This window comes from Faecalibacterium sp. (genome assembly GCF_052358865.1).
In the GTDB taxonomy this organism is placed as follows: Bacteria; Bacillota; Clostridia; order Oscillospirales; family Ruminococcaceae; genus Faecalibacterium; species Faecalibacterium butyricigenerans.
In genome coordinates, this window is the sequence record NZ_DAWCVJ010000071.1 from 1 (window position 1) to 12,752 (window position 12,752).

The following is a 12,752-nucleotide window of genomic DNA, read 5'->3' on the forward strand; positions in this document are numbered from 1 at the left end:
CGTATGACTACGAATCTTTAATTTGAGAATTAGGGCCTCGAACGCCAGACCCCCTGCGTGTGATGCATGATGACTTTTCGTTTTTTAGAACGTTGATTCGTTAAATCGAAGCAATTTGCTACAGATCTGCTACAAACGGCAGTTTTTATCCGGCACTAAATCTGCTGTTCTGGTTTTCTCGATTTTTGTTTTTTAGATTGTTTCTTTTGTTGGTGCAGCTCTTTCAGGTCTTCAATTGCCAGCTCCGGAGCCATGGTGTGAAACATCAGATAATTTGTGTTCATGGTCTTTGCCGGAGCCTGCGCATAAATCTCCCTGCTAGGTTCGTTGGTCAGAATATGCCAGTAACGGTAAAGGTAGCCTGTCCAATACATTACTTCTCTATCATACCGGACATTGCCCTTTTGCGTCTGAGGGCACTCATCTGCAAATTCCTCCAGAAGATATTCTTCTCCCGCCCACTGCATCCGGTTGTACTCTGAATCAAGATCACGGGCAACCTTAGAGCGCATGAACCGCTTCATGAAATCCTCGCTGTCATAGCCTGCTTGCAAAGAAAGCTCAAACAAGCGGCCCTGAATATCGCATAGTTTCAATTGAATCAGATCCATAACGATTCACCTTCTCTGCTTTGCACCATCAAGGATTTCATCAAAAAAGCGGCCTTCTCTACGATACTCTTTGCAGATTTGGTTTGCAAATGCAATGCCATTACTACGGTTCTGCTCGCTAGCCTTCTTCAGTGCCTGCCGTTCCATCCAAAGCAATTGGACTTCACGCTCAATCTTGACTGCATCACAGGCTTTCTGCGTAATAGCGACATACTGACGTCCAAGTTTCAGAGCAGACAGACTTTTCACCAATGCCGTATCGGTAATCGTTCCTTCAAAAAAGCTATCCAGAACATAGAACATTCTATCATTTGCGATGCTGCCAATCACCATGTCGTAGCCTTTATCCAGCTCCTGATACTTCTGGAAGAACTTCGTTCCTCGTGCAGCTTCCATTCTACCACGATGATATGCTACCAGCATAGCCCATTCAATATCAGCCGGAACATCCAAAGTTTTTAAGCTATGAAGATCAACCGATAAAATATAAAAAACAGATTGCTCATAGTCACAGATCAGCGTAAGCGGCTGGAGCGGATCAGTTCCCATATAAAATCCAGCTCCGAAGTCACAGCGGTCACGACTGGCTGGTTTGATTTTCCCTTGAATACCCGATTTGGAACCATGGTATAAAACTATTTTGTCTGGATGTCGAGCAGCGATTTCTGTAGCATCTCTGGTGATAGCATCATGCACAATTTCAGCCAGCGCAATATGATTTTCTTCGCAAATCGCAAGCATTTTTTCCTGTGCAAGACGATTTGGCGTAGATTTTTCATTTTCCCAGCGGTTTACGGTTGCAAAGGATACCCCGATTTTATCTGCCAGTTTTGACTGGCTCCATTGTAATACTGAACGAATCTCAAAGACTGTGTTCATAGGGCACCTCCCAACTCTATATAACATTTATTTCAATTTTATTGTAGCAAATGTCATATCGCACGTCAAGCATTGCCTGCTCACATTCTTCGATATAAGTGAAAAAGTATGTAGGAACAATAACTCGTAGAGTAAATCAATCTGCTACAAGTGGGGATTTTCAGAGAATCCCACCTTAGTCTTCCAATTTGTAAGAATTCTCTTTTTCAGTAATACGCTTAAAGCTTATCTTAGGCTTTGCACATAGCATATACTGGCAAAATTTATTCTTTCCCAAAATCCTAACTAAGTTCTTCTGTAAGTCAAGCTTACTGCTCTCATTATAGTAATAAATCCATACCTCTGCATCTTCTAACTCAAGAAACGGAAGTAAGATATCCTTATCTGTTGGATCAAGCGAGTGACCATAGATATGGACAACCGGTTTATTGGTAAGGTAGTTAAGGCTTTGATGATCCAAATCATCTAAATATTTAATCCATGCTTGATAGGCCACACTCATCTTATAGCGATATCTCTGGAAAAACTTAAAAAGTTCTACAAACTTTTCATGCTTTTCTGCCATATAAAAGTTGCTTCCTACCCCATAACAATTGGTGAATCCGAGTTTTTTTTATCAGTCCATGAACATAGCAAATATTATTGGGATTCAGTTGTTTATGGTACACATCAAAAATCGTTGACGTATAGTTGAATGATAAAAAGAAATTAACTTTAAAATCTTCAAAATATCGAATTTTAGCAACCATTGGCATTTTTACTTTAGTTACCCATAAGATATATTCCTTAAAAAGTTCTATGAAATCAAATGCCTGTTCTAAAACTGATCCTTCAATATCAGTTATTTCCTTCTCACTCCAATGTCTAATCCCCACCTCATCCAGCATCATTCTCAAAAAAAGCGGACAATCTGACAACGCATGTTGTTTCAAATAAAAAGTTTCAGTGTAGGCTCCACCATCGGTTAGTTTATTCTGTGATTGTACATAATTTTTCAATTCACAGATACTATCCACCATTTTCTTCAGTTCATTTTCAAAATCCACCCATCCAACTTTACGCTTTTGCTCAATGTACTCAAATAAAATAGATTCTCGAACTCGGCAATAGAGACAGAATGGGCTGTTGTCAGCTTTATTGTCCCTCAAATATTCCCAAAATTCTTGTTTTTGGGCAATCTGGTCAACATAGTCAGAATATCTAGTCGGCAATCCATGTGCCAAATCAAATCCATTTCCGATAATTAAAATGTTCATTTTCTACCCTTTAGCCTTACACATCATCCTACGCGTTGGTAAGAATATCTAGCCGCTTCCGAAGTCTTCTTTCGCAAATCAACTGCTTTCCAAATATAGACGTATCCATGTCACCCTTCTGATTCAAGCCTATACTTCTTACTGCCTCCATCGCCGCTTCTCTCTGGCTCAAATGCCGCTTTCCAGCGGTCAAGCAGTTTGCTCCATCCAGTGTATCATACTGCTGAAATGCCTTATTAAAGTCCATCAGATCATGCAACCGGATGGGTTGATTCGTCTCATTGTCCACCAACAGACCCCAGTTTTCCCAATGGCGTTCGGTGTTGCCCACCAGATAATCCAGAATGTTCATCATATAGTATCCGTGAGCGTCCAGTTCCAGAATTTTATCCAGTGTAATCCAATCATGGTTTGTGCAGTAGACATCATAGGCTGCATACGTCACAAGGCTATATCGCTGCGAGGTCATGATTTTACTGATGGAAACCGGCTCGTTCTCAAACATTCCCTGCTCATACAGAACCTGATGACAATCAAAGCATCGGCAAATTTTACTTGCCAGCACTTCACGCTCAACTGCATCCTGTCCGCCATCTTTATAAAGATAGAAGCCATCCTCTCTGCGCACCCACGCTTTAGGATAGCATCCGCCAGTGGACATATCATTTGCCAAAAGATGTGCATTTGTCACAGTCATCTGATGCCCACGCAGTGCAATATCCACAAGAGCATTGCTTAAAGAGAGTGTGTAGGGATTGATATCCTCAAATCGGATATTCTCTTTTTCTCCTTTTACCCAAAACACATCCAGCAGGGACAGGCAATGGTACGAAAGCGCAATCTGTGCACGCTCCCGATCCGTAACACTCTGGGATGCGCCAATGCTGTTGAGGATTTCCTTTGCATAAGTACGGTCGCGTAGTATCAGCCGCGATGCACACCATGAATGGAAGCTAATCACATTATTGATTCGAGTATCAAAGTCATTCGATTCTTTCAGCACCAGACCATAGGGCATGAAATCTTCAAAATAAATTTTACACTCACCAGCCGTACTCACCTGTGCCACACATCTTTCCGTGTGCATAATGCAGTAGACTGTTGCCTTGCCCATCGCCTCCACCACCTTATTTGACTGATGCACGTTTTCTTTTCTACCATTGTACCTTCTTTTATGTTTCAAAACAAGATGTAAAAAGCTCTTGGCCTCTTTATTAAAGGTCAAGAGCTTTTTTCTCGCCTCTGAACTTCGACTTTGAAAATCGTGCTCAACTTAACGGAAACCAATCTTTGTGGAAGCATTGATTTTAAAGTTGACGATAGTATAATTAAACTGTGAAATTTTTGATTGGTGTGAGGGTACTATGAGAATTCAGTATGACAAAGAGTTCTACTCAAAAGAAGCACTCCTGAAAGCGGCATACCATTTTACAGACAGAGCATACGTCTATCTTGGCGTGGAAGATGGTAGCTTCTTTGTGGACTTTGCTGCCAAAGGCGGAACACAGTTTGATAAAGAAAAGCTGGAAAACGAGTTTAAGAACGAATTGCTGGCGCAGGTGATCCATCAGACTGTCTCCAAAGAAACTACGGTTTTGAGGGAGTTGTTGGTGGCTCGTGCGCTGTCCTCTACGATGGTAGATGAGGGCATATCCTCCGATGCAGCCGAAAGTCCGATGACCGAAGATGCACAGGATGAGCTGGATGCGATTGCAAAGGACTGGTTCGATGAAAAATAAGAATGAACTTTTGGTCAGCTTTGAAATTTTTTCGGAGGATCTTCTTCAGACCGCAATACAAGCATCCCGTGAGCTGGCGCAGATCCATGTAGAGCGAGTGGCAGATCACTGGGTGCTGACCTTTCAGGACTGCCAGTATGACACAGCTCTTACAAAGCATGAATTCTTCAATTATCTGATCAATCTTTCGAGCGTGGCATTATGATGATATGTGAAATACTCCTGTTATGCTGCGCATTTGTACTGTGCAGCCTGAGTGTTTGGACGGACCTGCGGCATGGGCAGATAAAAAACAAACATCTTGTAGTCGGTTTTACTATAGGGCTGGCTCTGAACATTGTCTATTATGCTGTATACTGTCGAGACTGTCTTGGGATCGCTGCTTTGAACCTGTTTATCTCAGCGTTGCTTTCGATCGGCTTCTATTTTGTCCACATCTGGTCGGCAGGTGATAGCAAATTACTGATCGTTCTGATTTCACTTTTGCCGGGACGGCTGTTTTGGGCAAATACGGACACGATTGTTCCGGCAGCTTATCTGTTCATTTTGGTGTTCAGTATCGGGTATCTTTATCTGATTGGTGAAGCAGTCTATCTGGACTTCAAAAAACACGCAATAAAACTTCCGACCATTACGAAAGCAGGCGCATGGACTACGATCAAGTCCTATTTCCATGCGTTTATCATTCTATACGCATGGAACAGTGTCCTTTCCATTGCAGCTCCGTCTTTTGTAGAGAACAACATTCTCTTACTTTCGTTGATCAGTTATTTCCTGATTACAGTTCTTCGGGAAAAAACAATCTATCATTCGAAGCTTCTGATTGGCGGCTGCATCGCATTGGATGTGGTGATGCTGGTTCTTACGAGGAACAGCATTACTGCTTCGGGCGTTCTTCGAATGACGCAGACCTATCTGTTGGTTCTTCTTGTGATGTGGACAACATGGATCGCGGGAAAGTACGTTTATGAATCTGTTCCGACCGAAGATGTCAAGACGGGAATGATTTTAAGTAAGTCAACGGTCGTCTGCTTTGCACCGTCAAGGGTAAAAGGTTTACCGCAAATCAGCTATGAAGATATGCGAAGCCGTCTGACAGAGGAAGAGGCAGCAGCCGTTCGACGCTGGAAAGATTCAAAATACGGAAAAGAGACGGTTGTTACCGTTCGTAAAATTCCGTTTGCATCGTTCATTGCGGTGGGCGTTCTCTTATTTGCAGCCTATCATATTGCTACAACATTAGGATTGTGGGGAATCTGAACCATGACATTTTACCTTTCGGCCTACCGTTCACAGCCAGCCGCAGCATATCTATTTGCACGGGTTCGCCTTTCTCGGAAAGAAATCGAGAGCGACCTGCAAATCGGGCTGAATGTTGCTTATGTGGAACAGGAAAGCCAGACGGTTACACTATACCCATTCGAGAAAAGCTATTCCATTTCGGATGCTGAGTGGCTTCGTTGGAAAGAATTACAGGATGCTGATGCGATTTCTTTAGAAAATACAGGTATCTGCTATCGGTTCTATCAGGCTGATGCAGGGGATGCGACTATCGTAACCGGCCTGACCTGCAATACGAATTGTGTGATGTGCCCTGTGAGTGAAAGCTCTCGTTGCCATGCACAGCTGACGCCTGTGGAAGAACTCAAAATGCAGATCCGATACTTTGGCACAGAGATTCCGCATATTACGATCACCGGCGGTGAACCGACTCTGCTAAAGCAGGGTCTTGTGGAGGTTGTTCAATACGCAAAAGAACAATGTCCGAGTTCTGAAATTCTGATCCTGACCAATGGGCGGACTTTTTCGGTTGCCCCTTATGCGCAAGCGTTCAATCGGCTTTTGGTTGCCCAAGATCAGATCGCGATTCCGATTCACGGCTCAAATGCCGAGCGACATGATGCGATAACGCAGGCACGAGGTTCTTTTGCGCAGACGATCACGGGATTAAAAATACTGGCGCAAGGCACAATGCGGATCGAAATTCGCATTGTAGTTTCCAAATTAAACTACATGGACATTTCCGATATTGTGGATCTGCTTTTAACACTGCCTCGGATAACAGTTGTGAATTTTATCGCACTGGAGATGTGCGGCAATGCGATCAAGAATCGCGAGCAGGTGTGGATCGATTATCCGCAGGCAGCTGCGGCCTGTGAAGATGGAATTGAGAAGCTGGTTTCAGCTGGTATCGACATTGGCCTTTATAATTTTCCGCTCTGTGCAGTGAAACATAAATATTGGACATTATGCCGTGATAGTATTTCGGATTATAAGATTCGCTACACACCAGAGTGTGAATCCTGCAAAGTGAAAAATATTTGCTATGGTGTGTTTAACAGCACGATCTCGACCGGGTGTTTCGTTGCCCGACCGATTGCGGAGTAAAAAATGAAGTATTCCTATTTTAATTTCAAAAAATGGAACGAGCAGCAGATCCTGCTGACAAATGATCTTGGACAGTGGGCGTTCGTATCGCTTCCGACCTTTCAAGCGATGCTGCTGCACAAGCTTGACAGCACAGACCCATCTTATGCGGAGCTTTTAGAAAAGGGCTTTATCTATGAGGACGATGCGGATGTTTATCTGGAACGCCATAGCCGTGCTCTCCGAGAAGCAAAGGGGTATTTGATGGATGCCACCAGCTTACATATTTTTGTTCTGACAAATGAGTGCAACGCCAGATGTATTTACTGTCAGGCACAGTCTACCGCTTCTCATAAGAAGGGTCTGATGAGTGCTGAAACTGCAAAGAAAGCTGTGAATCTGGCGTTTCAGTCACCAGAGCCATTCTTATCGATCGAGTTTCAGGGCGGTGAGCCGCTTCTGAATTTTGATACGATTCAGGTTATCGTATCAGAAGCTGAGAAAAAGGCGGCAGAAACGAGTAAGAAAGTTGAATTTTCGTTGGTCAGTAATCTGAATCTGCTCAACGATGAAATGGTGCGCTTCTTTCAGGAGCATCGTGTCAGCGTTTCAACCTCGATCGACGGTCCGGTGCGTTTGCATAATCGGAACCGCCCGCTCTGCCAGGGTGGTGGAACCTATGAGGGCACAATTCGCGGGTTAAAGCGGCTGCAAGCAGCAGACGTATGCGTTGGTGCAATTGAAACAACAACGCGATATAGCCTGAACCAGTGGAAAGAACTGGTAGATGAGTATCGTGCGCTTGGACTGCATAGCATCTTCCTTCGTCCGCTGACGCCGTTGGGGTTTGCAAATGCAGACTGGAATCAGGTGGGCTATACGGCAGACGAGTTTGTTGCGTTCTACCAAAAAGCTCTGGCCTACGTTGTGGAGATCAACCGGCAGGGCTATTTTATGTCAGAGGGACACGCCACAACATTCTTGTCCAAGATCTTACTGGGTCAAGGAAAAAATTACATGGAGCTGCGTTCGCCCTGCGGTGCAGCCGTTGGACAGATGGCCTATTACTATGATGGCAATGTTTACACCTGTGATGAGGGGCGAATGCTCGCCGAAATGGGTGATCGTGCATTCCAACTGGGAACCGTAGAGGATGCCTATGATTCTTTGATGAACAGCAATGTCTGCAAGGCCTGCTGTGTTGCATCTACTTTGGAAGCAGCCCCCACCTGTAACGACTGTGTATACCAGCCTTACTGCGGCACCTGCCCGGTACTGAATTATGCACTGGACGGTGATGTGTTCTCTAAGATACCGAACAATTATAAATGTCAGACCTACAAAGGAATGCTGGATGCCGTATTCGCATTGCTGAATCAAAAAGATCCGGAGATCGACAAAATATTGGATAGCTGGGTACGATGAGGTGTTGATATGAGAAATCATGTGTTGGAAGTTCTAAAACGAACGACTGCAACCGTTGCGATCGCTGCAATGCTTTTGTGTGGAGTGACAGCGTGTTCATCTGGCGGCTCGACAGGCGGCGGTTCTGATGATACGCAGATCCGATATTCAGACGGAAGTGTGTATACCGGCGATACGCAGAATGGACTGCGCTCTGGCTACGGTGAGTTCCAGTGGAAGGATGGTTCGTGTTACACGGGAATGTGGCAAGCGGACAAAATCAGTGGGAACGGAAACTTTACAACTTCTGAGGGCATTAGCTGGATCGGAACTTTTTCTAATTCGGCGTTTCAATATGCGAAGTATGCAGTTGTTGGGCAAGGACTTGATGGAAATGTTTCAATTCTTGCAACCAAGAACCAGACAAGTATGCTCTATGAGTATACAAAAGCCACTTTGCTGGGAGGAACGGAACTGAAGAAGATGGCCTACGAGGGTGATCTCACAAAGGCCGGTGAATTTTCAGGAAATGCGGTAATTGGCTATTGGAACGGCGATGTTTTTTCGGGAACGGTATCTCATGGCAAAAAAGTCAAAGGAATCTATGCTTTTCAAAATGGTGACCGCTATGACGGCTCGTTTTATAAAGACCGTATGAGTGATGGCACTTATACCTTTGCGGGAGGACAAACGCTGACGGGCCATTTTGATAATGGTATCCCGTCCGGCAGAATGACCTATACAGCGTATGGAACAGAATATATCACAACATGGAAAAACGGAACGTGTGTTGCAATCGAAAAAGCGTAACGGGGAGGACAACATGGCACAGTTTCCAGGGATAAAAAAGTCCATTCAGAATTATTTATATGAAGAGGAAGGCAATATCACCAGAAACAAGCTGCTGATGGTTGGCTCATTGGCGGTTGTTATGAGCGTATTGTTTGCTTTGGATGCAGAGGCAGGGCATCGGTCACACGGTTCGCATAGTTCCCACCGCTCCAGCAGTCATGGTTCTGGCCATGAAAGCCATGTGAGTCATCAAAGTCACCAGAGCGGAAATGGGCATAGCAGCCACGGAAGCCATAATAACCACAGCAATCATGGTAGCCATAGCAATCACAGCAGTGGGCACAGCAATCATAGCAGCCATAGTAATCACAGCAGCGGACACAGCAACAACAGCTGGCACATCAGCGGCATTACAGGTGGTGCTGGTTCCGGCAGCGGAACTGTAACTGGTCCGTGGATTTCCGGTGGTAGTGGGACTGGCAGCAGCGGAAGTGGAGCCTCCTCCGGTAACAATGTACCTCTTCCTGATGCCCCCAACATTCAGGTCTTAACCCCGCAGCAGACAGTTGACACACCGGATATGCCGCTTGCGCCGACACCGAGTATTCCGTCCTTGCCCAGTACAACGGCAACAACTGCAATGATGGGCATAGAACAAGAGAACAAACCTGTAAAATAAGGAAAACTATTGGTTGAGGAGGTTGTATTATGAAAAAGAGTACTCAAAGACAGAGAAAAAAATCTGGCATTACGAAAAAGGTACTGATTGGTTTTCTGGCGGTTGGTCTGATTAGCAGTTTTGGTAAAACGCCGAGTGCTTCAACTGTATCCGCCAGTTCGGTAGCTTCATTTTCTGAAGTAAGCGTTGCATCTATTGACCTTCAGAACGGATTGACCGAAGGAATGGCTCATTTGGACTTCCCTGAAGTCGGCACCTATGAGGGAAATCTTCAGGATGGAAAGCGTTCTGGCAATGGCACGTTTGTGTGGGCAGACGGAACCAGCTATGCAGGTGTATGGACAAACGACCAAATCAACGGCGATGGTGTTGTCACTGCGCCAAATGGAACAACTTGGACAGGTTCTTTTGCGAGTAATGCTTTTCAAAACACTGCTTATTCAGTCAAAGGCAGCAACTTTAGTGGTACTGTGACGCTTGCGGACGAAAAGAATCAGGCAAATCTGACGTTTACTTATCCAGATCATCTTGATGCAAAAAAGACAGTAGATGTTACATATTCCGGCGATCTGACCAAGACAGGTGAATTTTCGGGAAATGCGAATATAGGCTATCCAAATGGGGATTCCTATGCAGGTTCCGTAAGCAACGGCCAGAAAGTAAATGGTAAATATGTCTTTAAGAATGGCGATACCTATACCGGAACCTTTAAGGCTGACAAAATGTGTGACGGCTCTTACGTTTTTGCAACAGGGCAAATCTTAACAGGTCATTTTGAAAATGGTATTCCGAACGGAGAACTAACTTATACCGTTAGTGGAGTGAATTATAAAACGACTTGGCAAAATGGTGCTTGCGTCAGCATTACGAAAGCATAAAGGAGAAAGATTATGGCACAGTTTCCTGAAATCAAGAAGTCCATTCAGAATTATTTATATGAGGAAGAAGGTAATATCACTCGGAACAAGCTGCTGATGGTAGGTTCATTGGCAGTTGTTATGAGCGTTCTTTTCGCTTTGGATGCAGAAGCAGGACATCGGTCGCACAGTTCCCATAGTTCGCATCGCTCCAGCAGCCACGGCTCTGGTCATGAAAGTCATGTAAGCCACCAGAGCCATCAGAGCGGTAGTGGTCATAGTAGCCATAGCAGTAGCAGCCACAGTAGTCATAGCAGTGGAAGTGCTGCACATAACAATACGAGTGCAGCAGTGACAATGCCTACTTATCCAGAAGTACTTGTTCCGCAGCAGACACATGATACTCCTGCAATGGGAACGCTCCCGGTTCCGGCAATCCCTGCATTACCTGATACGGCATCTGTATCTACCAATGGTGTTGCAACGGCTGCAACTGTCGATGATAATCTTACCCAAATCTAATTATTCGACTAACACATTATTTTCTACTGTATGTAGTAAAAATTCAATCTATAACTTTCTCAAATTTCCATTTTTCACCCAGATATAATAATCATGATCCAAAGCCTCTGAGTCGAAAGACTCAGGGGCTATTTTTATGTCTGGAGGTGAGCATCTTGTTATTCCGCACCATCACTATCATTATTACCATCGTATTTTAAAGCGCAGCTGCGCAGAAAGGAGAAAGCATTATGAACTTTTGGTCCGAAATCGTCAAAGAGGTTGGCACCGTCCTGGTGGAAGTCCTCGTCCGCATCGCTGAAGAAATGGAAAACAACAATTGATCACAGTACACTGAAAAGGAGATTTTACTATGCCCGCAAATGTTGAAACGATGTTCTCTGTCCGTGAGACCCCTTGGCACGGCCTTGGCCGGATCATCATGGATGCCCCTGCAAGCCGTGAAGCCTTGGAACTGGCCGGTCTGGATTGGCAGGTGGAGAGCCGCAATATCTATTCCGACACGGGTGCTATGATCCCCGGCTATCGCGCAAATGTCCGCAGCACCGATGATGCTGTTCTAGGCGTGGTATCTGATCGCTACCGCATTGTCCAGAATGAGGAAGCATTCCAGTTCACCGATGATCTGCTGGGTGAAGGTGTCACTTATGAAACTGCCGGTTCCCTGCAGGGCGGCAGAAAGGTCTGGATGTTGGCAAGGCTTCCGAGGAAATATCTTATTGCTGGAGATCAAGTAGTACCATATCTTGTGATCTTCAACAGTCATGACGGCAGTTCTGGTGTGAAAGTGGCCATGACTCCGATCCGTGTGGTCTGCCAGAACACGCTGAACCTTGCGCTGAATACTGCAAAGCGTAGCTGGACTGCACGCCACACCGAAAATGTTCTGCTGCGGGTGCAGGATGCCCGTGAGACCCTGCAGCTGGCCAGCAACTATATGGTTGAACTCGGCAACCGTGGCGAAGAGCTGGCTCGCATCGATTTATCCGATCACAAGGTGCAGGAGTTCATCAATGAGTTTTTCCCGATTTCTGAGGACCTGTCCGATTGCCAGCGGAAGAATAATCTGCGCCTGCAGGAAGAACTGAAGACTCGCTATTATAATGCGCCGGATCTGGAATGGGTCGGCAAGAACGGTTGGCGCTTTATCAACGCAGTCTCCGATTTTGCTACCCACGCAGATCCTCTCCGCAAGACCAAAAACTACAACGAGAACCTGTTCCTGCGCACCGCAGAGGGCAACCCCATGATCGACAAAGCCTACAAGATGGTGCTGGCAGCAGCATAAAGGAGCAAGCCATGAATGATGTAAATAACCGCATTTTCAAGGAATTCACGGAATTTTTTGACAACGTTGAGAAGAGTGCTTCTGAAATCAGCGTTACCATGGCTTATGAGATCACGATGAAAAGTACCATCAGCACCGCCATTATTGTTTTGGAATCCGAGGGCAGACTGGAGGAGCGCTACTGGAACCATCTCAGGGTACAAAATAATATTCTGGATTTTCTTTATGACCTGTGGGTTGGCTCTTGCCATTCGTTAGCTGCCGACTTTTCCACCATCATGAAAGACTTGGTGGAATATGACTACATTCTTGCCGAATCTATTATGAAAGAAAGGATGCAAAGCGCATGAAAAGATTG

General features: G+C 45.1%; 16 protein-coding genes. 11 read left to right on the top strand and 5 right to left on the bottom strand.

Annotated elements, in window-relative coordinates:
• Positions 1 to 155: 155 nt before the first annotated feature.
• The 5 genes from ACT8X9_RS10550 to ACT8X9_RS10570 all read right to left on the bottom strand — a co-directional run bounded on the left by ACT8X9_RS10550 (position 156) and on the right by ACT8X9_RS10570 (position 3,971).
• The gene (locus tag ACT8X9_RS10550; RefSeq protein ID WP_444268944.1) at positions 156 to 611 is read right to left on the bottom strand and encodes a hypothetical protein; all 456 of its coding nucleotides are present in this window, start codon (positions 609 to 611) and stop codon (positions 156 to 158) included.
• Between the two features lie 6 nt (positions 612 to 617).
• Complete coding sequence (locus tag ACT8X9_RS10555) at positions 618 to 1,490, bottom strand: DUF3990 domain-containing protein (RefSeq protein WP_444268945.1); 873 nt, start codon at positions 1,488 to 1,490, stop codon at positions 618 to 620.
• Between the two features lie 175 nt (positions 1,491 to 1,665).
• Positions 1,666 to 2,055 (bottom strand): hypothetical protein, encoded by a 390-nt coding sequence (locus ACT8X9_RS10560; protein WP_444268946.1) that lies wholly within the window; start codon positions 2,053 to 2,055, stop codon positions 1,666 to 1,668.
• Positions 2,039 to 2,746: an AbiH family protein gene (locus tag ACT8X9_RS10565; RefSeq protein ID WP_444268947.1), complete on the bottom strand. Its 708-nt coding sequence runs from the start codon at positions 2,744 to 2,746 to the stop codon at positions 2,039 to 2,041. Before ACT8X9_RS10565 ends, ACT8X9_RS10560 begins: the two co-directional genes overlap by 17 nt.
• A 28-nt stretch (positions 2,747 to 2,774) precedes the next feature.
• Positions 2,775 to 3,971 carry a hypothetical protein gene (locus tag ACT8X9_RS10570; protein WP_444268948.1) on the bottom strand — a complete coding sequence of 399 codons (1,197 nt, stop codon included), beginning with the start codon at positions 3,969 to 3,971 and terminating at the stop codon, positions 2,775 to 2,777.
• Positions 3,972 to 4,110: 139 nt separating this feature from the next.
• On the opposite strand from ACT8X9_RS10570, the gene hxsD reads away from it, so the two are divergent.
• The 11 genes from hxsD (at position 4,111) to ACT8X9_RS10625 (ending at position 12,744) form a co-directional block, all read left to right on the top strand.
• A complete protein-coding gene (gene hxsD, locus ACT8X9_RS10575) occupies positions 4,111 to 4,485 on the top strand; it encodes a His-Xaa-Ser system protein HxsD (protein WP_444268949.1) in 375 nt (124 codons plus the stop codon).
• Positions 4,475 to 4,690: an HxsD-like protein gene (locus tag ACT8X9_RS10580; RefSeq protein WP_444268950.1), complete on the top strand. Its 216-nt coding sequence runs from the start codon at positions 4,475 to 4,477 to the stop codon at positions 4,688 to 4,690. The genes hxsD and ACT8X9_RS10580 overlap by 11 nt, the downstream gene beginning before the upstream one ends.
• 179 nt (positions 4,691 to 4,869) lie before the next feature.
• Positions 4,870 to 5,745: a hypothetical protein gene (locus ACT8X9_RS10585; RefSeq protein ID WP_444268951.1), complete on the top strand. Its 876-nt coding sequence runs from the start codon at positions 4,870 to 4,872 to the stop codon at positions 5,743 to 5,745.
• A gap of 3 nt (positions 5,746 to 5,748) precedes the next feature.
• Positions 5,749 to 6,873 carry a His-Xaa-Ser system radical SAM maturase HxsC gene (gene hxsC, locus ACT8X9_RS10590; RefSeq protein WP_444268952.1) on the top strand — a complete coding sequence of 375 codons (1,125 nt, stop codon included), beginning with the start codon at positions 5,749 to 5,751 and terminating at the stop codon, positions 6,871 to 6,873.
• A gap of 3 nt (positions 6,874 to 6,876) precedes the next feature.
• The gene (gene hxsB, locus ACT8X9_RS10595; protein ID WP_444268953.1) at positions 6,877 to 8,277 is read left to right on the top strand and encodes a His-Xaa-Ser system radical SAM maturase HxsB; all 1,401 of its coding nucleotides are present in this window, start codon (positions 6,877 to 6,879) and stop codon (positions 8,275 to 8,277) included.
• A gap of 9 nt (positions 8,278 to 8,286) precedes the next feature.
• Positions 8,287 to 9,066 carry a hypothetical protein gene (locus ACT8X9_RS10600; RefSeq protein ID WP_444268954.1) on the top strand — a complete coding sequence of 260 codons (780 nt, stop codon included), beginning with the start codon at positions 8,287 to 8,289 and terminating at the stop codon, positions 9,064 to 9,066.
• Between the two features lie 13 nt (positions 9,067 to 9,079).
• Positions 9,080 to 9,727 carry a His-Xaa-Ser repeat protein HxsA3 gene (hxsA3, locus tag ACT8X9_RS10605; protein WP_444268955.1) on the top strand — a complete coding sequence of 216 codons (648 nt, stop codon included), beginning with the start codon at positions 9,080 to 9,082 and terminating at the stop codon, positions 9,725 to 9,727.
• Positions 9,728 to 9,756: 29 nt separating this feature from the next.
• The gene (locus ACT8X9_RS10610; protein ID WP_444268956.1) at positions 9,757 to 10,605 is read left to right on the top strand and encodes a hypothetical protein; all 849 of its coding nucleotides are present in this window, start codon (positions 9,757 to 9,759) and stop codon (positions 10,603 to 10,605) included.
• A gap of 12 nt (positions 10,606 to 10,617) precedes the next feature.
• Complete coding sequence (hxsA3, locus tag ACT8X9_RS10615) at positions 10,618 to 11,106, top strand: His-Xaa-Ser repeat protein HxsA3 (protein ID WP_444268957.1); 489 nt, start codon at positions 10,618 to 10,620, stop codon at positions 11,104 to 11,106.
• A gap of 352 nt (positions 11,107 to 11,458) precedes the next feature.
• Entirely contained in the window at positions 11,459 to 12,394 is a 936-nt protein-coding gene (locus tag ACT8X9_RS10620) for a DUF932 domain-containing protein (protein WP_444268958.1), read from the top strand.
• Between the two features lie 11 nt (positions 12,395 to 12,405).
• Positions 12,406 to 12,744 (top strand): DUF3848 domain-containing protein, encoded by a 339-nt coding sequence (locus ACT8X9_RS10625; RefSeq protein ID WP_444268959.1) that lies wholly within the window; start codon positions 12,406 to 12,408, stop codon positions 12,742 to 12,744.
• The last annotated feature ends 8 nt before the right edge of the window (positions 12,745 to 12,752 follow it).